This window comes from Paeniglutamicibacter terrestris, assembly GCF_012271785.1.
Classification (GTDB): Bacteria; Actinomycetota; Actinomycetes; order Actinomycetales; family Micrococcaceae; genus Paeniglutamicibacter; species Paeniglutamicibacter terrestris.
The window spans coordinates 24,802-46,963 of sequence record NZ_JAAWVT010000009.1; the positions used below are offsets into that span (position 1 = coordinate 24,802).

The 22,162-nt window shown below is 62.5% G+C and carries 18 protein-coding genes and 1 tRNA gene; 15 read left to right on the plus strand and 4 right to left on the minus strand.

The window, feature by feature from the left end:
• Positions 1–136 precede the first annotated feature (136 nt).
• Positions 137–2,038: an AMP-binding protein gene (locus HED64_RS15720; RefSeq protein WP_168152944.1), complete on the plus strand. Its 1,902-nt coding sequence runs from the start codon at positions 137–139 to the stop codon at positions 2,036–2,038.
• A 26-nt stretch (positions 2,039–2,064) separates the two neighbouring features.
• Here the strand turns inward: HED64_RS15720 and HED64_RS15725 are convergent, their stop codons facing one another.
• Entirely contained in the window at positions 2,065–2,772 is a 708-nt protein-coding gene (locus HED64_RS15725; protein WP_168152945.1) for a response regulator, read from the minus strand.
• Between the two features lie 70 nt (positions 2,773–2,842).
• Positions 2,843–4,531 carry a sensor histidine kinase gene (locus tag HED64_RS15730; protein ID WP_168152946.1) on the minus strand — a complete coding sequence of 563 codons (1,689 nt, stop codon included), beginning with the start codon at positions 4,529–4,531 and terminating at the stop codon, positions 2,843–2,845.
• Positions 4,532–4,756: 225 nt separating this feature from the next.
• Here HED64_RS15730 and HED64_RS15735 point away from each other — a divergent pair, with 225 nt between their 5' ends.
• The 9 genes from HED64_RS15735 to HED64_RS15775 all read left to right on the plus strand — a co-directional run bounded on the left by HED64_RS15735 (position 4,757) and on the right by HED64_RS15775 (position 13,515).
• On the plus strand, positions 4,757–6,073 hold the full coding sequence (locus tag HED64_RS15735; protein ID WP_168152947.1) for a cation:dicarboxylate symporter family transporter: 1,317 nt from the start codon (positions 4,757–4,759) through the stop codon (positions 6,071–6,073).
• A 261-nt stretch (positions 6,074–6,334) separates the two neighbouring features.
• Complete coding sequence (locus HED64_RS15740) at positions 6,335–7,231, plus strand: ParA family protein (RefSeq protein WP_342590749.1); 897 nt, start codon at positions 6,335–6,337, stop codon at positions 7,229–7,231.
• Positions 7,231–8,145 carry a segregation and condensation protein A gene (locus tag HED64_RS15745; RefSeq protein WP_168152948.1) on the plus strand — a complete coding sequence of 305 codons (915 nt, stop codon included), beginning with the start codon at positions 7,231–7,233 and terminating at the stop codon, positions 8,143–8,145. The genes HED64_RS15740 and HED64_RS15745 overlap by 1 nt, the downstream gene beginning before the upstream one ends.
• Positions 8,142–8,792, plus strand: coding sequence for an SMC-Scp complex subunit ScpB (scpB, locus tag HED64_RS15750; RefSeq protein ID WP_168152949.1), 651 nt, complete (start codon positions 8,142–8,144; stop codon positions 8,790–8,792). The genes HED64_RS15745 and scpB overlap by 4 nt, the downstream gene beginning before the upstream one ends.
• 9 nt (positions 8,793–8,801) lie before the next feature.
• A complete protein-coding gene (locus HED64_RS15755) occupies positions 8,802–9,908 on the plus strand; it encodes a pseudouridine synthase (protein WP_168152950.1) in 1,107 nt (368 codons plus the stop codon).
• 4 nt (positions 9,909–9,912) lie between these two features.
• Complete coding sequence (locus HED64_RS15760; protein ID WP_168152951.1) at positions 9,913–11,016, plus strand: prephenate dehydrogenase; 1,104 nt, start codon at positions 9,913–9,915, stop codon at positions 11,014–11,016.
• Positions 11,016–11,678 (plus strand): (d)CMP kinase, encoded by a 663-nt coding sequence (cmk, locus tag HED64_RS15765; protein ID WP_210149835.1) that lies wholly within the window; start codon positions 11,016–11,018, stop codon positions 11,676–11,678. Before HED64_RS15760 ends, cmk begins: the two co-directional genes overlap by 1 nt.
• 143 nt (positions 11,679–11,821) lie before the next feature.
• Entirely contained in the window at positions 11,822–13,357 is a 1,536-nt protein-coding gene (gene der, locus HED64_RS15770) for a ribosome biogenesis GTPase Der (RefSeq protein WP_168152953.1), read from the plus strand.
• A gap of 84 nt (positions 13,358–13,441) precedes the next feature.
• Positions 13,442–13,515, plus strand: a tRNA-Pro gene (locus tag HED64_RS15775).
• A 482-nt stretch (positions 13,516–13,997) separates the two neighbouring features.
• Here the strand turns inward: HED64_RS15775 and HED64_RS15780 are convergent.
• The gene (locus HED64_RS15780; protein ID WP_168152954.1) at positions 13,998–14,684 is read right to left on the minus strand and encodes a hypothetical protein; all 687 of its coding nucleotides are present in this window, start codon (positions 14,682–14,684) and stop codon (positions 13,998–14,000) included.
• A 169-nt stretch (positions 14,685–14,853) separates the two neighbouring features.
• Between HED64_RS15780 and HED64_RS15785 the strand changes: the two genes are divergently transcribed.
• The 4 genes from HED64_RS15785 (at position 14,854) to HED64_RS15800 (ending at position 17,389) form a co-directional block, all read left to right on the plus strand.
• Positions 14,854–15,318 (plus strand): FHA domain-containing protein, encoded by a 465-nt coding sequence (locus tag HED64_RS15785; RefSeq protein ID WP_168152955.1) that lies wholly within the window; start codon positions 14,854–14,856, stop codon positions 15,316–15,318.
• 13 nt (positions 15,319–15,331) lie between these two features.
• Positions 15,332–16,081 (plus strand): transcriptional regulator FtsR, encoded by a 750-nt coding sequence (ftsR, locus tag HED64_RS15790; RefSeq protein ID WP_342590750.1) that lies wholly within the window; start codon positions 15,332–15,334, stop codon positions 16,079–16,081.
• Between the two features lie 51 nt (positions 16,082–16,132).
• Positions 16,133–16,615: a bifunctional nuclease family protein gene (locus HED64_RS15795; protein ID WP_168152957.1), complete on the plus strand. Its 483-nt coding sequence runs from the start codon at positions 16,133–16,135 to the stop codon at positions 16,613–16,615.
• Between the two features lie 189 nt (positions 16,616–16,804).
• Positions 16,805–17,389, plus strand: coding sequence for a MerR family transcriptional regulator (locus HED64_RS15800; protein ID WP_132364687.1), 585 nt, complete (start codon positions 16,805–16,807; stop codon positions 17,387–17,389).
• Positions 17,390–17,610: 221 nt separating this feature from the next.
• Here the strand turns inward: HED64_RS15800 and HED64_RS15805 are convergent, their stop codons facing one another.
• Positions 17,611–18,429, minus strand: a complete 819-nt coding sequence (locus tag HED64_RS15805) for a ParA family protein (RefSeq protein ID WP_218818311.1) — start codon at positions 18,427–18,429, stop codon at positions 17,611–17,613.
• 266 nt (positions 18,430–18,695) lie between these two features.
• Between HED64_RS15805 and HED64_RS15810 the strand changes: the two genes are divergently transcribed.
• A complete protein-coding gene (locus HED64_RS15810; RefSeq protein WP_168152958.1) occupies positions 18,696–22,145 on the plus strand; it encodes a pyruvate carboxylase in 3,450 nt (1,149 codons plus the stop codon).
• Positions 22,146–22,162 lie beyond the last annotated feature (17 nt).

The following is a 22,162-nucleotide window of genomic DNA, read 5'->3' on the forward strand; positions in this document are numbered from 1 at the left end:
CAGAAGTCACGTCACATGCCCCATTTTTCCGAGAATGTTCCATCAATGTATACAAATACCTTGAAATTGCGTGTGCTGCGTCATAGGCTCTGAGGCACCAGAACACCCCCGAGACATGAATGGATGGACGGTTCGCATGGCACCGACCTACGCGCAAAGATTTGCCGAAGCCGCCAGCGACCCCGCAGCCTTTTGGCTCAAGGCTGCCGAGGACATTGAATGGGCAATCAAACCCAGCACAGCTCTTGATGAGAGTCGGGCCCCGATCTACGCCTGGTTCCCGGACGGAACCCTCAATGTTTGCCGCAATGCCCTTGACCGGCACGTTGCGGCCGGCCGCGGCGAGAGCACCGCACTGATTTACGATTCCGCTGTCCTGAATATCCAGGAGCGATACAGCTACAACCAGCTGCTGGCCAAGGTTGAGCTGTTCGCCGGAGTCCTGCGCGATGCGGGAATCGGGGTGGGAGACAGGGTACTGATTTACCTGCCGATGATCCCGCAGGCACATATCGCGATGCTGGCCTGCGCTCGGATCGGAGCCGTGCACACCGTGGTCTTCGGCGGCTTCGCCCCCAAGGAATTGGCCTCACGCATCGATGACGCTGCGCCACTCGCCATCCTGACAGCAACCGGCGGCATCGAGCCCTCCCGGCGCATCGAATACCTTCCCGCCGTGGACGAAGCCATCAATCTGGCCAGTCACAAGGTACCCACCGTCATCGTTGCCCACCGCGACGGTTTCGCCCACGAGCTCTCCGACTACGGAAGCACCGAGACCACCTGGCAGGACTGGGATGAGTTGGTGGCCGTGGCCACACCAGCGGCCGCCGTCGCCGTCCCCGCCACCCACCCGCTCTACATCCTTTACACCTCCGGCACCACCGGGGCACCGAAGGGTGTGGTGCGCGACTCCGGAGGCTACGCCGTGGCCATGGATTACTCTATGACCAACATCTACGGCGTGGGCCCCGGCTCCACCATGCTCACGGCCTCGGACGTCGGCTGGGTCGTTGGACACTCCTACATCGTCTACGGGCCACTGATTGCCGGGGCCACCACGGTGCTCTACGAAGGCAAACCCGTGGGAACCCCCGACGCCGGCGCCTTCTGGCGACTGATTCAGGATCATCAGGTGGACACCTTCTTCACCGCACCCACCGCGCTGCGCGCCATCCGCAAGGCCGACCCGGAGGCAGAACTCCTAGAGGGTTACGACATCTCCAGCCTGAAGAACTTCTTCGTGGCGGGGGAGCGACTGGACCCGGACACCTACCACTGGGCCGGAGCCAAGCTGGGCGTGCCGGTGGTGGATAACTGGTGGCAGACCGAGACCGGCTGGCCGATCGCCTCCAGCCCCGTGGGCATCGAAAACATGATCCTGAAGGCCGGATCTCCCTCCGTTCCGGTGCCCGGCTACGACGTGCGGATCCTTGACGGGTTAGGCGAGGCAGTTCCCGCGGGGGAGGAGGGCAACATCGCCATCAAGCTCCCCCTGCCCCCGGGCACACTAGCCACTCTCTGGGGCAACGACCAGCGGTTCATCGAGACCTACCTGCAGCATTTCCCCGGTCATTACGCCACGGGGGACTCGGGCTACCTTGATGAGGACGGCTACCTCTTTGTGATGGGTCGTACCGACGACGTCATCAACGTCTCCGGGCACCGGCTCTCCACCGGTGCCATGGAGCAGGTCCTGGGCTCGCATCAGGCGGTGGCCGAATGCGCCGTCATCGGGGTCGCCGATGAACTTAAAGGCCAGCGGCCCAGCGGGTACGTGGTGCTCAAGAGCGGGGTACAGATCTCCGAGGAGGTGCTGGCCAAGGAGCTCGTTTCCATGGTGCGGGCCCACATCGGCCCGGTCGCCGACTTCCGCGAGGTACGCATCGTGGCCGCACTACCCAAGACCCGTTCGGGGAAAATTCTGCGCAAGACCATGCGCCAGATCGCCGACGGCAAGCCCTATACGGTGCCCTCGACCATCGAGGACCCCAACGTGATTGATGAACTGCTGCCGTTCTTGCGCCCCACTCGCTAAATAAGCGCAGCGTCATTGACGATCGCTTAGCTCCGCGGCCAGGAGTATTCGTATTCCGGACGGCCCCGCGTCCCATGACGTGGGGCCTTGGTCACCGCCTTGGTCTCGGCCAGATGTTCGAGGTAGCGCCGAGCCGTCACTCGGGAGAGATCCAAGAGCTCGGAGACCTCGGTGGCGGAGAGTGCCGCGCTCGCCGTGCGCAGGGTCTCGGTGATGGAACCCAGCGTCTCGGAAATTAGCCCCTTGGGTAGCGGTGCGGGGCCCACCGAACGCAGGGCCGCAAACGCATTATCAATCGACTCCTGCGAGGCCGAGCTGCCAGCGGTGCGCAGGTTGAGCCGGAAGTTGCGGTAGTTTTCCAGCTTCTCGGAAAACGCCGCGAAGCCGAAGGGCTTGATCAGGTATTGGGTGACGCCGGCGGAGATGGCGGTACGCACCACATTCAGGTCCCTGATCGCGGTGATGGCGATGATGTCCACGGTATTGCCGCGCCCCCGAACGCGCCGTGCGACGTCCAGACCGTGCAAATCCGGCAGGTTCATATCCAGCAGCACCAGATCGATGGGTGTGCCGGCCTCCTGCGCGGCATCAAGGGCGGCAAAGGCCTCCTGGCCGTTGTGGGCGATGCCCTGCACCATGAAGCCGTCAATGCGGGTGACAAACTTTGCGTGCGCGGCCGCGGTGGTGGTTTCGTCGTCAACGACGAGAACGCGTAGGTCTCTGTGCTGATCCATGGTCCGGGGTTTCCTCGGGGGCTTGTTGTGTGGCTTGGTGTATGGCGGGGGATGGGTACTGCGGTGTGGCTCAGGGACGCAACGAAGGCCCGGGTCTCAGCGGTAGCGTCACGGTGAATATGGCCCCGGCATCATTATCCACTTCCAGCGAACCACCCAGCCGGGCGACGGCCTGGCGCACCAGCGCCAGGCCCAGCCCACGCGAACCGCTGCCCGGGGTCACCGGCTTGGAAGAAACACCAAGACGGAAGAATTCATCGAGCAAATCCGGATCCACACCGGGACCGGAATCGGCGACCGAGACCACCACCGATTCCTCATCGGCGGCAAAATCGGCCCAGACGCGGCGTTGTTCGGAGCCTGCGGCGGCATCAAACGCGTTATCCAGCAGATTCCCGGTGATCGTCACCAAATCCCTAGCATCAAGGGCCCCGGCCGGCAGATGCCCGGAGGCACTCATGGTCAGGGTGATGCCGCGCTCGTGGGCCTGGGCCGCCTTACCCACCAGCAGCGAGGTCAGGTACGGCTCATCAACCGCCTGCACAAACTCATCGGTGAGTCGCTGCGATTCCTGCCGGTCTGCCACGGCAAACTCCAACGCCTCACGCTCGCGGCCCAGCTCGATGAGCGTCGCCACGGTGTGCAGCCGGTTGGCATGCTCGTGGGTCGCGGCGCGCAAGGCCTCGGTGAGCGTGCGCATCGATTCCAATTGCCCGGTCAGCGCCTGAACCTCGGTGTGATCGCGCAGCGTGGCTACGGTGCCCAGGGTGGATTCCACCTGCTTGCGGCGCAGCGTCCAGCGCACCCGCGCGCCGGGGTCTGAATCGGGTTGTTCGGCGTTCTGCTGGGAGATGACCAGCACCCGGTCCCGGGTCAAATGGATTTCATCCGTTGCGCGCCGGCCGGAGGAAAAGAGCTCGGCGACGGTTTCGGGCAGCCCCACCTTGCCCACCGGTAGTGGGCGCAACGAACCGGCAGGGGGCAGCCCCAACAGTCCGGCGGCCTGGTCGTTGTACAGCACCAGTCGACCCTTGGCATCAACGAGGACCAGGCCCTCGCGCAGTGAATGCAGGGCGGAAAAGTAGTACGCGTAGAGTCGGCGCAACTCCTCCGGGCCATAACCCAGGGTGGCGCGGTGTAGATAGCGGCTCAGCGCATAGGTGAAGATGCCACCGAGTCCCACCGCCAGCAGGCCCACCAGCAGCGTTGCCGGGATGAGCGCGGCCTGGGTGAGGCTCAGGGATTGGAGCGTGACGCCGACGGCCACCATCGCTATGACCGTGCCGTGCTCATCGCGGATGGGGGTGATGGCACGCACCGAGGGGCCCAGGGTGCCGGGATAGTCTTCCACCTGAGGTGTGCCGGCCAGGGCTTGTTCGACGCTACCCACGTATTCGCGCCCGATCTCACCGGGGGTGGGATGGGTATAGCGCGTGCGGTCGGTGTCCATGATGGTCACAAAATCCACCGAGGCATGATCCAAGATTTGCTTGGTAAAGGGTTGTAGCTTCGCCGAGGGTTCCTGCTGCTGCACCGCGGTGATCACAAAGGGATCGTGCGAGAGGGTTTCGGCGACCGAGAGCACCCGACCGGCGGCAAAATCGTGGGCCTGGGCCCGAGCGTTGAGATAGCCTGCCGCACTGACCATGGAGACCACCAGCGCCACCAAGGCCAGCTGCGCGACGAAGATGCGGGTGGCCAATGAGTAGCCGCCGCGCTCGGAGCGCGCCGTGACGGCGGGTGTGACAAAAGGTGGCATAGGGCGGTGCTCATCCTGATTCTCTCGCGGGTTAACTGCGCCGCAGTGACCCAAAATCGTAGCTGATGGGGCCCGGCAGGCCCCTTAACGGTGGCACGGCGCAAGCGTCACCATGACCATTATGAACACAAGAGAGATCTGGATCACTTTGGGCCGCACCATGGAGGAAGAGAAAAGGCACATCCTCGTGCCGACCCGCAGCATCACTCGCATGAAGGAGACACCATGGCAACGACGCCAGAGTCGGCAGGAGTTCTAGATAAGGACCCGAACGGTAGCGCGGAAACTCCGGTCAAAAAAGACCGGACCCACTGGCTCTACATCATGGTGATTGTTGCCGTGGTCGCGGGCGCCACCATTGGTCTGGTGGCCCCGGAGCTCGGCAAGGCGCTGAAGCCGCTGGGCACCGGGTTCGTCGCGCTGATCAAGATGATCATCGCACCGGTCATCTTCTGCACCATCGTGTTGGGCATCGGATCGATTGCCAAGGCCGCCACGGTGGGCAAGGTCGGTGGACTGGCGCTGCTCTACTTCATCACCATGTCCACCTTCGCCCTGGCCATCGGCCTGTTTGTCGGAAACCTGATCCACCCGGGTGCCGGCCTGAAGCTGGAGAAGTACGAAGGCGCAGCGGGTGGGGCCGAAAACGCCACCGTCAAGTTCCTGCTGGAGCTGATCCCGGGCGACATTCCGGTGCTCCCGACCCTGGTTCTGGCCCTCTTTGTTGGTTTTGCCCTGCAGTCCATGGGCAAGAGCGGCCAGCCGGTACTCGGCGCCATCAAGCACATCCAGGCCGTGGTCTTCCGCCTGATGATGATGATCATGTGGATCGCCCCGATCGGTGCCTTCGGTGCCATCGCCGCCGTCGTTGGCGCCACCGGCTGGGCAGCCATCGGCTCCATGGCCATCCTCATGGGTGCCTTCTACGCGACCTGCGCCCTGTTCATCATCGTGATCCTCGGCTCGCTGCTGCGCTCCGTCACCGGCCTGAACATCTTCGCCCTGATGAAGTACCTGGCCCGCGAATACCTGCTGATCTTCTCCACCTCCTCCTCAGAATCGGCACTGCCGCGCTTGATTGCGAAGATGGAGCACGCCGGAGTCTCCAAGCCGGTGGTGGGCATCACCGTTCCGACCGGTTACTCCTTCAACCTTGATGGCACCGCCATCTACCTGACCATGAGCGCATTGTTCGTCTCCACCGCCATGGGCATGCCGATGAACATCGGCGAGCAGATCTCCCTGCTGGTCTTCATGATCATCGCTTCCAAGGGTGCAGCGGGCGTCACCGGCGCCGGCCTGGCCACCCTGGCCGCTGGCCTGCAGTCGCACCGCCCGGAACTCCTCGATGGCATGGGCGTGATCGTGGGCATCGACAAGTTCATGTCCGAGGCTCGCGCGCTGACCAACTTCACCGGCAACGCCGTAGCTACGCTGTTGATCGGCAAGTGGACCAAGGAGATCGATATGGAGCAGGCCCGCGAGGTACTCGCCGGCAACCGCCCGTTCGACGAACTGTCGCTGACCGCCAACGAACACTAGTCACAGCATTTTCTGGCCGCTGTCCTCGCGAAAATGAGGACAGCGGCCAGTGTTGTTTAACCCCGCCGGCGAGAGACACCGCTCCCGCACTGCTCCCGGAGCCCCTCGGAGCAGGCTCGACAGCTTAAACGTTGGACTTCAACTTCAAGGTAAAGGCTCGCCGTCAGCCGGGAGTGATGGGGCAAAGCGCACCGCAAAACCGATACCCTTGAAGCAAGTAGTCAACCAGATCGCACAACGAACGGAAGCGTGGTTCATACCGTGAGCGAGGAACAGGGCAGCAAGTCGCGAAGCGCGGGTCTGCTCAAGGAACCCACCCCTTTGGGCCCCACCGGACGCCCGATGACAATTTTTCCCGAGCCTGCACCGTTGGAGTCCCACGGTCCGGCCCGCGTCATCGCCATGGTCAACCAAAAGGGCGGGGTCGGCAAAACGACCTCCACCATCAATCTGGCAGCGGCCCTGGCCGAATACGGCCGCAAGGTCCTGCTGGTCGATTTTGATCCGCAGGGTGCGCTCTCGGCAGGTTTTGGTACCAACCCCCACGAACTGGACGTCACCGTCTACAACGTGTTGATGGACCGCAAAACCGACATCCTTGACGCCATCATCACCACCGACGTTCAAAACGTTGACCTGTTGCCGGCCAACATTGACCTCTCCGCCGCCGAGGTGCAGCTGGTCAACGAGGTAGCCCGCGAACAGGTCCTGGAACGTGCCCTGCGTTCGGTCACCGATGATTACGACATCGTCCTGATCGACTGCCAGCCCTCCCTTGGCCTGCTCACCGTCAACGCGCTGACCGCCGCCCACGGCGTCATCATCCCGCTGACCGCAGAGTTCTTTGCGCTGCGCGCGGTGGCCCTGCTGGTGGAGACAATCGAGAAGGTTCAGGACCGGTTGAACCCGGCCCTGTCCATCGACGGCGTGCTGGCCACCATGTATGACCCGCGCACGCTGCACGGCCGCGAAGTTGTCGGACGCCTGGTGGAAGCCTTCGGGGACACCGTCTTTGAGACGGTCATCCGCCGCACCATCAAGTTCGCCGATGCCAACGTCGCCGCCGAGCCGATCACCACCTATGCCGCCAACCACCCCGGAGCCGAGGCCTACCGCCAGCTCGCGAGGGAACTGATCTCCCGCGGTGGCGCCCCGTAATGACGGCACCCGCCGCCGAGAACACCGCCACCTGCAGCACCGTCCCCGACGATGCGGCAGGTGGCTTTCGGGTTTCGCTGCAAAACTTTTCCGGCCCCTTTGACCTGTTGCTCTCGCTCATTGCCAAGCGTGAAATGGACATCACGCAGATCGCCATGGCCGAGGTAACCGACGAATTCATCGTCTACCTCAAGGTGCTCCAACAAAGCGATGGCGCAAAGTCGCTAGATGAAACCACCGAGTTTCTGGTCATTGCCTCCACGCTGCTGGAACTCAAGGCCGCCCGGCTACTGCCGAACCATGAGGCGGAGACCGAAGAAGATATGGCGCTGCTCGAGGCCCGCGACCTGCTCTTCGCCAGGCTCCTGCAGTACAAGGCCTTTAAGCACGCGGCCGGATGGATCTCCGGGACACTCTTTGAGGAATCAACCAGCTTCCCGCGCCAGGTGGGGCTGGAGGCGCACTTCGCCGCGCTGCTGCCCGAACTCATCTTCTCCACCACCCCCGACCAGCTGGCCCGGCTGGCCCTCGGGGCCTTGACACCTAAGACGCCCGCGCCCACCGAGGTGGGCATCGAGCACCTGCACGGTGGCAACGTCTCGGTCCGTGAACAAGCAGCCATTATCACCGCATTGCTGAAGGAACACGGCGCACTGGACTTTACCGCGCTGGTGGCCAACGCCGCCAACCACTTGGAAGTGGTGGCCCGCTTCCTGGCGCTGCTGGAAATGTACCGCGAAAAGGTCATCGCCTTCTCCCAGGATGCGCCACTGGATGCGCTGAATGTGCGCTGGCTTAATCCCGAACATGGGTGGGATCCCGACGCCCTGCATGAGGAATATGGCCCCGCACCCCACGAATCAACCGAGACATCCGCCACGCCAAGTGCCGGCACGCAGGAAGAAGCATCATGAGCCAAGGCGTCAATGCAGCACCGTCCCCGAACCCCTCGCAGGGGCCCGCAGCCGTTGATTTGCTGCCCGGGGGACTGGATGCCGGCATCGAGGCGGTGCTGATGGTGATCGATGAGCCGATTGGCGCCCCGGCGCTGGCCGAGGTGCTGGAGGTGGGTGAGGAACGCGTCACAGCGGCCCTGCTAAGGCTGCGGGCACAGTATGATGGTGGGGATACACCACGCGGTTTTGAGCTGCGTGAATTGGCCGGCGGCTGGCGCATCTTCTCGCGACGTGATTTTGCTCCCTTCGTTTCACGTTTCGTCATCGACGGTCAAACGGCAAGACTTACCCAGGCTGCGCTGGAAACTTTGGCAGTGATCGCTTACCGGCAACCGGTCTCCCGCGGAAGGATCGCGGCGATTCGCGGGGTCAACGTCGATTCGGTGGTGCGCACCTTACTCACGCGCGGGCTGATCCACGAAGCACCCGACGACGGTGAAAGTGGTGCCACGTTGTATCAGACGACCTCATACTTTCTGGAAAGATTGGGATTGGGCAGTATTTCCGAGCTGCCCAGGCTCTCCCCGCATCTTCCCGGAGTGGGTGACATTGACGACTACGACGTTGATTCGCCCTGGAAATCGGCGAACCACGAAACAACATAAGGACAGATCATGAACCAGGGATCCCGCCCAAGCCGCGGCAACCAGCGCCCACAAGGCTCCGGCTCCGGCTCCGGCAACGGCCGCGGCCGCGGAGCAACCGGTGCTGGACGTTCCAACGACAATCCACGCAGCTCCAGCCCACGCTCGAGCTCCGATCGCAGCTCCAACCCACGTTCGGGTGCGGAACGCGGCACCGAGTCCTCGGCAGGTTCATGGTCCAAGGCCCATGGCGGACCCAAGCAGGGCAAGAAGTCCGGCGCCCCGGCCAAGAAGTACGGCGGCCCCAAGGCCTTCGGCAAGGAACGCTTCGGCCAGAACCTTGGCCCGGTAACCTCCGAGCGCACCCGTCCGACCCAGCGTGCCCAGGCAGCTGCCGCACATTCGGATCTTGAGGGTGTGCGCCTGCAAAAGGTCATGGCCAACGCCGGCGTGGCTTCGCGCCGTGTCTGCGAAGAAATGATTGCCAATGGCCGCGTTGAGGTCAACGGCGTGCTCATCACCGAGCCCGGCGTACGCATCGACCCGGAGCACGACAGCGTGCACGTGGACGGCATGCGTCTGCAGCTGAACGCCGACTTGAAGTACTTCGTCTTCAACAAGCCGCGCAACGTCGTCTCCACCATGGAGGACCCGGAGGGCCGCAAGTGCATCTCCGACTTCATGCGCAAGAAGAACCAGGAGCGCCTCTTCCACGTTGGACGTCTTGACTTCGCCACCGAGGGCCTGCTGTTGCTGACCAACGATGGCGAAGCAGCCAACCGTCTGGCACACCCCTCCTTCGAGGTCCCCAAGACCTACCTGGTGCAGGTCCGTGGCCCGATGGCCAACGGCATCGGTGCCACGATGAAAAAGGGCATCAAGCTCGAAGACGGCTGGCAGTCGGTTGACTCCTTCAAGCTGGTCGACTCCACCCCGGGCCACGTGCTCGTGGAGGTCGTCCTGCACTCGGGTCGTAACCGCATCGTGCGTCGCCTCTTCGAAGAGGTCGGACACCCGGTGACCCGCCTGGTGCGCGTCCAGGTTGGCCCGATCCGTCTGGGAGATCAGAAGCAGGGCACCATCCGCCCCCTGGGTAACCAGGAAGTCGGACACCTGCTGGCAATGGTGGGGATGTAACCACATGCCCACCACCCACCTGGCCGGGCCCATCCTGGTCATCGGTACCGGGTTGCTGGGCACCAGCGTCGGGCTGGGGCTGAGTCAACGCGGACTATCCGTTCGCCTTGTTGACCCCTCGCCCAGCGCGCAGGTGGTTGCCCAGGACATCGGCGCCGGCACCATCCATGTTCCGGGGACACCGCTTGCCCCGGAACTGGTGGTGGTGGGTGCACCGCCCGACGTCACGGCCCAGGTCGTGGTGCAGGCGTTGCTGGATTACCCGATGTCCACCGTGGTGGATATCGCCTCCGTTAAGGGCTCGATCCTCAACGGAGTGCGCAATGATCCGCGGATCACCACCGAACACCTGAGCCGTTATGTTGGCACGCACCCGATGTCTGGGCGTGAAAAATCCGGTCCGGCCGCGGCCCGCGGTGAGCTCTTCACCTCGATGCCGTGGGTTATCTGCGCGCACGAGGATTCTCGGGGCGACGCGGTGAAAACCGCCGAGGCTCTGGCCATCGACTTGGGTGCCACCGTCTCACGAATGAGCGCGGGGGATCACGATCAGGCGGTCGCGCTGATTTCGCACTTCCCGCAGGTCGCCTCGTCGCTCATCGCCTCACGGTTGCTTAACGCACCGGGTCATTCCCTCGCGTTGGCCGGCAACGGCTTGCGCGATACCACCCGGATTGCGGCGAGTGATCCGAAGTTGTGGATTCAGATTTTGAGCCACAACGCCGACGCGTTGCTCCCGATCCTGCGCGGAATGCGTGAAGATCTGGATCGACTGGTGCACACGCTCAGCGCACCGAGTGCGCCAGGTGCCCTGCTGGACCTCGCCCAATTGATGGGGGAGGGCAACGCCGGTCAGGGCCGGATCCCGGGCAAACACGGCGCCCCGCCGCAGGCCTTTGCCCTGGTCACCATCGTGGTCAAGGACAAACCCGGGCAGGTAGCCCGGCTCCTGGCGGACATTGGCGAGGCAGGCATCAACGTCGAGGATCTGCGGATGGAACACTCCGCCGGTCACCAGGTCGGACTGGTTGATATCTCCGTCATCCCCGGACGTCGGGAAGAATTGATCACAGTGCTCAGTGCACTTGGATGGAAGGTTGCGCAGTAATGCAGAAACTCACGGTCGCCATTGATGGCCCCTCGGGCAGCGGCAAATCATCGGTCTCCAAGGAGGCAGCACGCCGCCTGGGTGCTGCCTACCTTGATACCGGTGCCATGTACCGCGCCGTCACTTGGCATGCCCTGGATGCCGGCACCGACCTCAGTGATGCCGCCGCCGTTGAAGCGGCCGTGAAGGCCGCAGATCTGTTCATCTCCACCGACCCGGATCTTGAGCTTGTCACCATCCACGGCACCGACGTCACCCAGGCGATCCGTGAGCCCTTCGTCTCCGAGGCCGTCTCCGCGGTGGCCACCAACTTGGCGGCACGAGCAGAATTGGTGTCCCGGCAGCGGGCCATCATCAACGCCCACGAACGCATCGTGGCCGAGGGTCGGGACATCACCACGGTGGTGGCTCCCGATGCCAACGCCCGGATTTTGCTCACCGCCTCGGAGGAGGCGCGGTTGCGTCGCCGCGGGCTTCAGCTCGGGGGCACCCAGTCGGCCGAAGCGCTCGAGGCTCAGGTTTTGGCCCGCGATGCCAAGGATTCCACCGTCGTGAACTTCACGGTGGCCGCCGATGGTGTTGCCACGGTTGACTCCTCGGATCTGGATTTTGAACAAACCGTCACGGCAGTACTTGCGGCCATTTCGGCGCAGGATAAATAGCTTCACACCCCGGTCCGCAGCGTGCGGATCATCACCCCCGGTCTCTGTGCACAGTGAAAGCTGCGCACCGAGACCGGGTACATGCTTGAATTGATACCGGCTTCCGCGATTGGTGGAGGCACGCAACGCAAAGGAACCACACCATGAGTGAGAGCCTGCTTCCGGACGGCGGCGAAGAGTACGTCCCGTTCAACGAGGACCACATCGCCGAACGCCTGGCCGAAATCAGCGACGAGGATGCCGACGCACGCGCCACAGCGCTGCTCGCCGGCCTCGACGACTACGACCTTGACCCGGAGGACGCCGAATTGCTGGCGCGTCTGGGCGAGGACTACGATGACGATGCCGACGAGATCATCCCGCCGGTACTGGCCATCATCGGTCGACCCAACGTGGGCAAGTCCACGCTGGTCAACCGCATCTTGGGCCGCCGCGAGGCAGTGGTTGAAGACGTCCCGGGTGTCACCCGTGACCGCGTGTCCTACCAGGCCGAATGGGCTGGACGGAACTTCACCGTAGTTGACACCGGTGGCTGGGAGCACGATGCCAAGGGCATCCACGCCCGCGTCGCCGAGCAGGCCGAGATCGCCGCCGACTTGGCCGATGTCATTCTCTTCGTGGTTGACTCGCGAGTTGGCGCTACCGCCACCGACGAGGCAGTAGTGAAGATGCTGCGCCGGAAAAAGAAGCCGGTCTTGTTGGTCGCCAACAAGGTTGATGACCAGAACCAGGAAGCCGATTCGGCATTCCTCTGGGGCCTGGGCTTCGGCCAGCCGTGGCCGGTATCGGCCCTGCACGGCCGTGGCGCGGCGGACCTCTTGGACGAAGTTGTCTCCAAGCTGCCTACCCACTCCGCCTTCGGTGGCATCATCCCGCGTGGTGGCCCGCGCCGCATCGCACTGATCGGCCGCCCGAACGTGGGCAAGTCATCGCTGCTGAACAAGATGGCCGGCTCTGAGCGCGTGGTTGTTGATACCCTCGCCGGTACCACCCGCGACCCGGTTGATGAGCTCGTGGTCTTGGGCGACGAGGTCTGGCGCTTTGTTGACACCGCCGGCATCCGCCGCCGTCAGCACATGGCTCAGGGCTCGGACTACTACGCTTCGCTGCGTACCCAGGCCGCCCTAGAAAAGGCCGAGGTTGCCGTTGTGCTGCTGGCCGTTGATGAGGTGCTCTCGGAGCAGGATGTTCGCATCTTGCAGATGACCATCGATTCGGGCCGCGCATTGGTTCTCGCCTTCAACAAGTGGGACCTGATGGACGATGACCGTCGTCGCTACCTGGAGCGTGAGATCGAAACCGATCTGGCGCACGTGGAGTGGGCACCTCGCGTGAACATCTCGGCGCTGACCGGTTGGCACAAGGACAAGCTCGTACCTGCCCTGCACACGGCCCTTGAGTCCTGGGACAAGCGCATCTCCACCGGCAAGCTCAACACCTTCCTAGGTGAGCTTGTGGGCGCGCACCCGCACCCATTGCGCGGTGGCAAGCAGCCCCGCATCCTCTTCGCCACGCAGGTATCCTCACGCCCGCCGCGTTTTGTGCTCTTCACCACCGGTTTCTTGGATCCCGGGTACCGCCGCTTCATCACTCGCCGCCTGCGCGAGACCTTCGGCTTCGAAGGAACCCCCATCGAAGTAGCGATGCGCGTGCGCGAAAAGCGTCAGCGTTCGAAGTAGTCCAAAAAGTATAGTAAGGTAATCAAGGAGCTTTTCGCAGACGGCACCTTCATGCAAATGAGGGAGAACGGCTGCGAAAGCAACCGGGCTATGGCGCAGCTTGGTAGCGCGCCTGACTGGGGGTCAGGAGGCCGTGGGTTCGAATCCCGCTAGCCCGACCGGTTAAAACCCCGGTGATTCAACGAAGTAGCGTTGAATCACCGGGGTTTTTCCTTTCTCTAGGCACATTCCCCACTTACGCGGACTTCCGCGGGTTTCTTCTAGTCTGCGCGAATGGAAAGTGCCCAGGATCTTCCGACCCTCGAGCGGCACCAAAAACCTCCCACTGCGAGCATGATCCGCCCATTTCATGGCTGCGAGCTCTGGCGCCTTGATCCCTAGCGCTGTGTGGTGGAATTCCTCCCTGCACCGATCCTGCGGGTCACGCGCAACCTTGCGAGCAGCAGAGCTGCCGCCGGGGGAGGCGTCGTCAAAAAATGAGGCCGCCGCCCGGCCCGATTCTCGAGGAGATAACGGGAGGGGCGACGGCCAGTGAAATCTAGCGGGGGAATGAGATGTGATCTCATCCCCGGTGGCTATTTCCTGAGTTGAGCCGATCGGTCACTACTTCGGGTGCGGTGAACGAACCGGCAACGGTGAACTAGTTAGAGGATCCTGGGTTCTCGGGATTTAGCCCGGTGGGCTCGGGACGCTGTTGTGCATCCAGCTGAGCGCTTCGTTGGGCATCGCGGGCCAACTGCGCCTGCTTGTCGCTTTCTGCAGCTCTGGCAGTGGCCTGAGACTTCATTTCCGTTTTTAGGCTTTTCATCTTCTTGCCCCGCGCACGCCAGAGGTGCCAGAAGGTGGCAATACCCACGAACAGAATCAGGGCAGCTGCGGCACCACCCATCGTCCAGGACGGGAACCAGGTCGCACTGATATCAATCATGGACCTAGCCTTGGCAGCGGCGCCGGAAGAGTTGGCGTAGATACTCAGGGTCAACAGGTTGGGGATGGCCACAATGATGGCCAACACCACGATGACCGCCTTCCATGGCCAGGACACCTTTTTGTAGCGTGCTTGCCAAGCGATCAGCAGTGGGACGAAGGTGAAGACAAAGCCGTAGGTAAGGCCCAGGATGATTCCGCTGGTGACGGATCCCTGTGTTTGGTTGGTGACGCGGGTGGCCCACCACACGGGGAGGAAAAGAAGCACCACGAGATAGACAATGGCCAGAATGATGACGGCGGCAACACCCAAGCCAATGCGCAGGCCCCAACGGGGTGAGGAATCCTCGCGTTGAGTGTCGGCCGATGAGGACGGGACGGAGTTCTGTGATGCAGACATGTGTGCATCTTCCCATGCCGAGGGCATAACCGTGGAGATTTAGTACCTCGATATTCAAGAAAACTCCTCGGCGACTAGTAGGCTAATCTGGAGAGTAGGATGCTCAACCCTCTTTAGGGTTGGACATTGCCAAACGTGAAATATGAAAAGAATTTTTGGAGGACCGGAAATGGCTGAAGCTCAGGTGCCCAAGCAGGGGCACGAAGCATCAACCGAGACCACAGGCATTGCATTGCCGCCGGTGACGGCGGAAACTGTGGTCTTTTATGGCTTGAGCGCCGAGGAGCGCTCCGCCGTTTCTGCGCTGCCTCACGGTTCGGCCTTGTTGATCGCACACTCTGGACCAAACCAGGGTGCACGCTTCCTGCTGGATCAGGATATGACCCAGGTCGGACGACATCCAGACGCGGCAGTCTTCCTTGACGACGTCACCGTCTCCCGTAAGCATGCACAGTTCCTTCGCAACGCCGAAGGCTTCAGCGTCGTCGATAGCGGTTCATTGAACGGGACCTACGTTAATAACGATCGAGTGGATTCGGTGCGTTTGACCAATGGCGCGGAGGTGCGCATCGGAAAGTTCCGGCTCACCTTCTACATCTCGCTGCCCAACAACCCGGCCACCGCCCGCGACTAAGCAGACCCAGCTAGTGATTCAGGCAGCCCGAAACCCGCGACTGGCAGTAGTAGCCGGCGATTCTCAGCGCGCCGTTGCGCTTAATATCGGCGAGGTCCTCTCTGAGCTACATGAGGAGTTCGCGCAGGTCACCGCCTCGAAGATTCGCTTCCTCGAGGAAAAGGGACTGCTCACACCACAGCGGACATCGGCCGGGTATCGCAAATACCTGCCCGATGACGTGGGTCGATTGCGCTTCATTTTGGGCCTGCAACGGGACCAATACCTGCCGTTGAAGGTCATCAAGGACTACTTGGATGCCGTTGACCGGGGAGATCGCCCCGAGCAGCTCCCTGGCGGACACACCCTTGCCCCGCGTAGCATCAGCGAGCAGATGACCAGGGATTTGGTGGCGCGCACCCGACCCGTCACCAAGGCTGAGCTGCAGGGTCTGTGCGGTGGCAGCAGCGAATTGATAGAGGACCTGTTGGCCTTCGGCATGATTGTGCCGGAAAATGACCGCTTTGATGAGCATGCGCAAAAGATCGCTGTTGCCTCGGCGGCACTGGCCGGCCATGGCATCGAACCACGGCATCTACGCGCCTTCCGGGCAGCGGCCGATCGCGAAGTAGGACTCGTTGAGGGAGTAGTTGCCCCGCAGCGTAGCCGCGGCGATATGGCCTCACGAGCGCGAGCAGCGGAAACCGCTCGGGAGATCAGCGACGCTTGCATGGCTCTGCACGGAGCACTTGTTAATGGAGCCATCGCAAAAATGGACCACTAGTTGGGCCCCGGTGACTGCCGATAGCAGTTGCCCCGAGTTAGGAGCGGAACCATGCACGAACTTGAAGTTGTGGGAGTACGCATCGAACTTCCCTCCAACCAGCCGCTGGTCCTGCTCAAGGAAATCCACTCGGCGCGGCACCTTCCCATTTGGATCGGTGCGCCGGAAGCCTCGGCGATTGCCATGTTCCAGCAGGGCATTGTTCCACCCCGCCCACTGACTCATGATCTGATGATTTCCACCTTCCACGCCCTGGGTGCCCCGTTGATCCGCGTCGAAATCATTTCGGTGCTAAATGCCGTTTTCACCGCCGAATTGGTGTTTGCCAACGATGTGCGGGTTGATGCCCGGTCCTCGGATGCCATTGCCCTGGCCTTGCGGGCGCAATGTCCCATTCTGTGCGATGACAAGGTGCTTGATGAAGCCTCGGTCCTTGTTTCTGATGACGCAGAGGTCGCCGAGGGTGAAGAAGATCAGGTGCGCGAATTCCGTGAATTCCTCAACGAAGTTGAGCCAGAAGATTTTGATAAATAGACGGCTGTGCGCGACACGCCTCAAGTTAAGCTTGAAGGTCTTTGACGCGGCCCCAATGTAGTCGTACCGTCGAAGCATAAGTTTACTAAGGTTTGCCCTTCTGAGGTTCTCGGTTTCACTCGCAAAGAAATCGTCCCACGCCTGGCAGGCCTCCTTCCCTCACGGGGATGCTTGAGCAAGGAGATTCCAATGAATCCCACGGACGACCAACGCGCAACGCCCCTTAGGCATGCCACCTCGCAGCACAATACTCAAGGACTTCTCTTCACCGAGGACCTTCCAGTGCTTGATGAGGACGCGGGCTATCGCGGTCCCATCGTGTGCAAGGCCGCGGGAATCACCTACCGCCAACTCGACTACTGGGCCCGAACCGGACTGGTTGAGCCCGCCGTGCGCGAGGCCAGCGGTTCCGGGACTCAGCGCCTCTACGGCTTCCGCGACATCTTGGTGCTCAAGGTCGTGAAGCGCCTGCTGGACACCGGCGTTTCCTTGCAACAGATCCGCAGCGCCGTGGAACATCTGCGTGAACGCGGTGTTGAAGACCTGGCCCAGATTACGCTGATGAGCGATGGCGCCTCGGTCTACGAATGCACCTCAGCAGACGAGGTCATCGACCTGGTGCAGGGCGGACAGGGCGTGTTTGGTATCGCCGTCGGCCGGGTCTGGCGCGAAGTTGAAGGTTCCCTGTCCCAGCTGCCCAGCGAACGAGCCAGCGAAGAATTACCGCAGGACGAGTTGTCCTTGCGCCGGGCCGCGAAGCGCTCGGCCAGCTAGGGCCTTTGCCGCTCCGACCCTCGTGAATGAGTTGGGCCGGGGTGTTCCTCACATCTACACGTGAGGAACACCCCGGCCCACCTCTTTAACTTCGGCGATCGCTGATGGTCGATTGCGCCGGACCGGGTGCAGGAAAGCATCGGGACAGCAAAAAACCGCTTCTTCGTGAGTTGGTCCTGCTCATCTCACGGAGAAGCGGTCTTGTGTGTGCTGGGATGTAGCTACTTCTTGGGGGAGTCGGTGATGTTCCGCAGCAGCTCATCAAAGAGCCCTGCGGTCTTTTGCGCGGGGCGACCTGGCCACTGGTGCACCGAATAGGCGGCACCCTGGATCTGCTGCCAATCGGCAAACTCGGGCAACTCCGGGCTCAAAACGGAGGCCCCGAACATGGAGCGCATCTCGGTCAGGCGGAAGCGGTGCTCATCGGAATCCTTGCGGACGCGGTTAGCGACAACATCGATGCGGCCAAGATCCGGTGCATATTCCTTGCGGAACATTTCTAGGGCGCGCTGGGTACGTTCTGTACCTGCCACGGAGAAGAGAGAGGGCTCGGCAACCAGCATGATGCGATCACTCGCGCTCCACGCCATTCGAGTCAACCCGTTCAGCGATGGTGGGCAGTCAACCAACACCAGGGCGTAACCCGAAGTCTTAGAAAGTAACTGAGTGAGTCGACGCAAATCGCGAGCGCGTAAATCTGGGCGGTCGTAAATACCGGTGTAGGCATCGCCCACCGCTACATCCAATACCGGAACACGGGTCAGTGAACGTTTGGAGATGGCCTTGGCCTGCCATGAGCTGGAGACGATGTTGTCAGAGAGATTCGCCTTGCGCGCATTTTTCAGCATGCGCCCGATCGTCAACTTGCCCTCGGCTCGAACTCCCAGACCGGTGCTGGCATCGGCATGTGGATCAAGGTCGATAACGAGTGTGGGTATACCAGCGGCTAGGGCGGCCGAAGCTAGCCCCAATGTAACGGAGGTCTTGCCTACGCCACCTTTAAGGCTGCTAATGCTCACTACCTGCACGGAACTGACCACGCCCTTTTCTACTGTTAGTTGCTCGCGACTAAACGATTGGTTCCCTCAACATCATAATCGGGTTCCGGCGGCTTTGCCGACACCACCCAAAATGAGCGACTGACACCAGTGTTTCGTACCTCACGCAATCTTTTGCGGTGCGTGTGCGCGGTCACTGTATGGTGTGACGTGGGGCGCCAGCGACTACTGCGGCCCCAACGTCGCAAACTCACGACCTGAGATATGTGTGCGTCATTCACCCCCCTTTATCATTTCGCAGGAGCACCATGTTTACTAAGATCTTGGTAGCCAACCGCGGCGAGATCGCCATCCGCGCCTTCCGTGCCGGCTACGAGCTGGGCGCGAAGACCGTCGCCGTATACCCCTACGAGGATCGCAACTCGATCCACCGCCAAAAGTCTGATGAGGCGTACCGCATTGGTGAAGAAGGCCACCCGGTACGTGCCTACTTGGATGTGGACGAGGTCATCCGTGTCGCCAAGGAAGCCGGCGCGGATGCCATTTACCCGGGCTACGGATTCCTCTCGGAAAACCCTGATCTTGCCCGCGCTGCGGCCGAAGCAGGGATTAAGTTCATTGGCCCGGCCGCGGAAATCCTCGAGATGGCAGGAAACAAGGTCGAAGCCTTGCGGGCTGCCCGTGCGGCGGGCATCCCCGTGCTGCAGTCCTCGGAGCCGAGCTCCGATGTTGAGTACCTCACCGCCGAGGCCGACAAGATCGGCTTCCCGGTCTTTGTTAAGGCAGTAGCCGGCGGTGGCGGGCGAGGCATGCGCCGCGTGGATAGCCGCGACCAATTGGCCGAATCGCTCTCCGCGGCGATGCGCGAAGCCGCAAGCGCCTTTGGTGATGACACGATGTTCGTTGAACAGGCGGTGCTGCGTCCGCGTCACATCGAGGTCCAGATCCTGGCCGATGAGCATGGCAACGTCGTTCACCTCTTTGAGCGTGATTGCTCGCTGCAGCGCCGGCACCAGAAGGTCATCGAGATCGCTCCGGCACCGAACCTGGACGAGAAGATCCGCCAGGCTCTTTACTCCGATGCCGTGAAGTTCGCCAAGTCGCTGAAGTACCAGAACGCTGGAACCGTGGAGTTCCTGGTTGATACCGTGGGCGAGCGCGCTGGTCAGCACGTGTTCATCGAGATGAATCCGCGCATCCAGGTGGAGCACACCGTCACCGAAGAAATCACCGACGTTGACCTGGTGCAGGCGCAGATGCGCATTGCCGCCGGTGAAACGCTCGAAGAGCTGGGGATCCGACAGGACGAGCTGCAGATCCGCGGCGTTGCCCTGCAGTCGCGTATCACCACCGAGGACCCGGCCAACGGCTTCCGCCCGGACGTCGGAACCATCACCGTGTACCGCTCGGCCGGCGGCTCCGGCGTGCGCCTGGACGGTGGCACCATCTACACCGGCGCCGAAGTCTCCCCGCACTTTGACTCGATGCTGGTCAAGCTCACCTGCCGTGGACGCGATTTCCCCACCGCGGTGGCTCGCGCCCGGCGTGCCCTGGCAGAATTCCGTGTTCGCGGTGTGACAACGAACATCCCGTTCCTGATGAACGTGCTTGATGACCCGACGTTCCTGGCCGGCGAGGCCGCCACCGACTTCATCGACACACACCCGGAGCTGCTCGCGGGCAAGAAGTCACAGGACCGTGGCACCAAGGCGCTGGCGTTTTTGGCCGACGTGACGGTCAACCAGCCCAACGGTGAACGCATTGACGGCATCGATCCGCGCAAGAAGCTGCCGGCTTTCCCCGGAGATAAGGCTTCGCAGCCCGAACGTAGCCCGTTTGATGGTCCCTCGGATCAGGTTCCGGCCGCCGGCTGGCGCCAGCGTCTGCTGGAACTTGGCCCGGAGGGCTTTGCCAAGGCGCTGCGTGACTCCACGGCGGTGGCAGTCACCGATACCACCTTCCGCGATGCGCACCAGTCCCTGCTGGCCACCCGCGTGCGAACCCGTGACCTCTTGGCCGCGGCGCCCGCCTACGCTCACGTGATGCCGCAGCTGTTCTCCATGGAGGTCTGGGGCGGTGCGACCTACGATGTGTCGCTGCGCTTCCTGGGCGAGGATCCGTGGAAGCGACTGGCGCTCTTGCGTGCCGAGCTGCCGAACATCCCGCTGCAGATGCTGCTGCGCGGACGCAACACCGTGGGCTACACCCCGTACCCGACGGAGGTCACCGACGCGTTTGTGAAGGAAGCCGCTGCCACCGGCATCGACATCTTCCGCATCTTCGACGCGCTGAACGACGTCTCACAGATGGCCCCGGCCATCAAGGCGGTACGCGATACGGGTACGGCCGTGGCCGAGGTGGCCCTGTGCTACACCGGCAACCTGCTGGACCCCAAAGAAGATCTGTACACGCTGGATTACTACCTGAATTTGGCACAGCAGATTGTTGACGCCGGGGCACACATCCTGGCGATCAAGGACATGGCCGGGCTGCTTCGCCCGGCGGCGGCCACCAAACTGGTCACCGCCCTGCGCGAACGCTTTGATTTGCCGGTGCACCTGCACACCCACGACACCGCCGGTGGCCAGTCGGCCACGCTGATGGCTGCGATCAACGCTGGCGTCGACGCGGTGGATGTTGCCGCCGCCTCGATGTCCGGGACCACCTCCCAGCCATCGTCCTCGGCCCTGATTGCCGCGCTGGAGAACACCGAGCGCGACACCGGGATCTCCCTTGAGGCAGCAGCCTCGCTGGAACCGTACTGGGAATCGGTGCGCACCATGTACGCACCGTTCGAATCCGGGCTTACGGCTCCGACCGGACGCGTTTACCGCCACGAAATCCCCGGAGGCCAGCTCTCCAACCTGCGCCAGCAGGCCATCGCACTGGGCCTGGGGGAGCGCTTCGAGGCCATCGAAGACATGTACACCGCGGCCAACGCGATCCTCGGCCGCCTGGTAAAGGTCACCCCGTCTTCCAAGGTGGTGGGCGATTTGGCCCTGCAGCTGGTGGGTATGGGTGTTGACCCGGTGGAGTTTGAAAAGAACCCGCAGTCCTTCGACATTCCGGATTCCGTCATCCAGTTCCTCTCCGGGGAACTGGGAGATCCTCCGGGAGGCTGGCCCGAGCCGTTCCGCTCCAAGGCCTTGGAGGGGCGCGTGGTGCGTCCTCACGTTGAGCAATTGCTGGCCGAAGACTCCGCGGCACTGAACGCGGATTCCGAGACTCGTCGCGCCACGCTGAACCGCCTGCTCTTTGCCGGCCCGACGCGTGACTACAACGCGATGGTTGAAAACTACGGCGACGTTTCCACGCTGCACACCCGTGACTACCTCTACGGTCTGGTCAAGGGTCGTGAGCATGTGGTGTCTCTAGGCAAGGGCGTCCGCCTGCTGGTGATCTTGCAGTCCATCTCGGAGCCCGATGAGAAGGGCCTGCGCACCGTGACCGTCACGCTGAACGGCCAGTCCCGTCAGCTGAGCGTGCGCGATGCGTCGGTGGAGTCCACCGTGGTCACGGCGGAGAAGGCAGATGCAGCCAACCCCGCCCACATTGCCGCCCCGTTTGCTGGCGCCGTCACCCCGCAAGTTGCCGTGGGTGACACGATTGAAGTGGGTGGAACCGTTGCCACCATCGAAGCGATGAAGATGGAGGCGGGGATCACCTCCACCGTCGCCGGCACCGTGGCTCGTTTGGCAATTGGCGGAACCACTCAGGTACAGGGTGGGGATCTGTTGATCGTCATCGACCCTGCATAGCTGCCGCTGCTGAACCG

Coding starts and splice junctions, on each gene's coding strand:
- HED64_RS15795 (WP_168152957.1), top strand. CDS start 16,133: ATGCACGAACTTGAAGTTGTGGGAGTACGCATCGAACTTCCCTCCAAC.
- scpB (WP_168152949.1), top strand. CDS start 8,142: ATGAGCCAAGGCGTCAATGCAGCACCGTCCCCGAACCCCTCGCAGGGG.
- HED64_RS15760 (WP_168152951.1), top strand. CDS start 9,913: ATGCCCACCACCCACCTGGCCGGGCCCATCCTGGTCATCGGTACCGGG.
- HED64_RS15725 (WP_168152945.1), bottom strand. CDS start 2,772: ATGGATCAGCACAGAGACCTACGCGTTCTCGTCGTTGACGACGAAACC.
- HED64_RS15755 (WP_168152950.1), top strand. CDS start 8,802: ATGAACCAGGGATCCCGCCCAAGCCGCGGCAACCAGCGCCCACAAGGC.
- cmk (WP_210149835.1), top strand. CDS start 11,016: ATGCAGAAACTCACGGTCGCCATTGATGGCCCCTCGGGCAGCGGCAAA.
- HED64_RS15810 (WP_168152958.1), top strand. CDS start 18,696: ATGTTTACTAAGATCTTGGTAGCCAACCGCGGCGAGATCGCCATCCGC.
- HED64_RS15735 (WP_168152947.1), top strand. CDS start 4,757: ATGGCAACGACGCCAGAGTCGGCAGGAGTTCTAGATAAGGACCCGAAC.
- HED64_RS15745 (WP_168152948.1), top strand. CDS start 7,231: ATGACGGCACCCGCCGCCGAGAACACCGCCACCTGCAGCACCGTCCCC.
- HED64_RS15730 (WP_168152946.1), bottom strand. CDS start 4,531: ATGCCACCTTTTGTCACACCCGCCGTCACGGCGCGCTCCGAGCGCGGC.
- HED64_RS15780 (WP_168152954.1), bottom strand. CDS start 14,684: ATGTCTGCATCACAGAACTCCGTCCCGTCCTCATCGGCCGACACTCAA.
- HED64_RS15800 (WP_132364687.1), top strand. CDS start 16,805: ATGAATCCCACGGACGACCAACGCGCAACGCCCCTTAGGCATGCCACC.
- der (WP_168152953.1), top strand. CDS start 11,822: ATGAGTGAGAGCCTGCTTCCGGACGGCGGCGAAGAGTACGTCCCGTTC.
- HED64_RS15720 (WP_168152944.1), top strand. CDS start 137: ATGGCACCGACCTACGCGCAAAGATTTGCCGAAGCCGCCAGCGACCCC.
- HED64_RS15785 (WP_168152955.1), top strand. CDS start 14,854: ATGGCTGAAGCTCAGGTGCCCAAGCAGGGGCACGAAGCATCAACCGAG.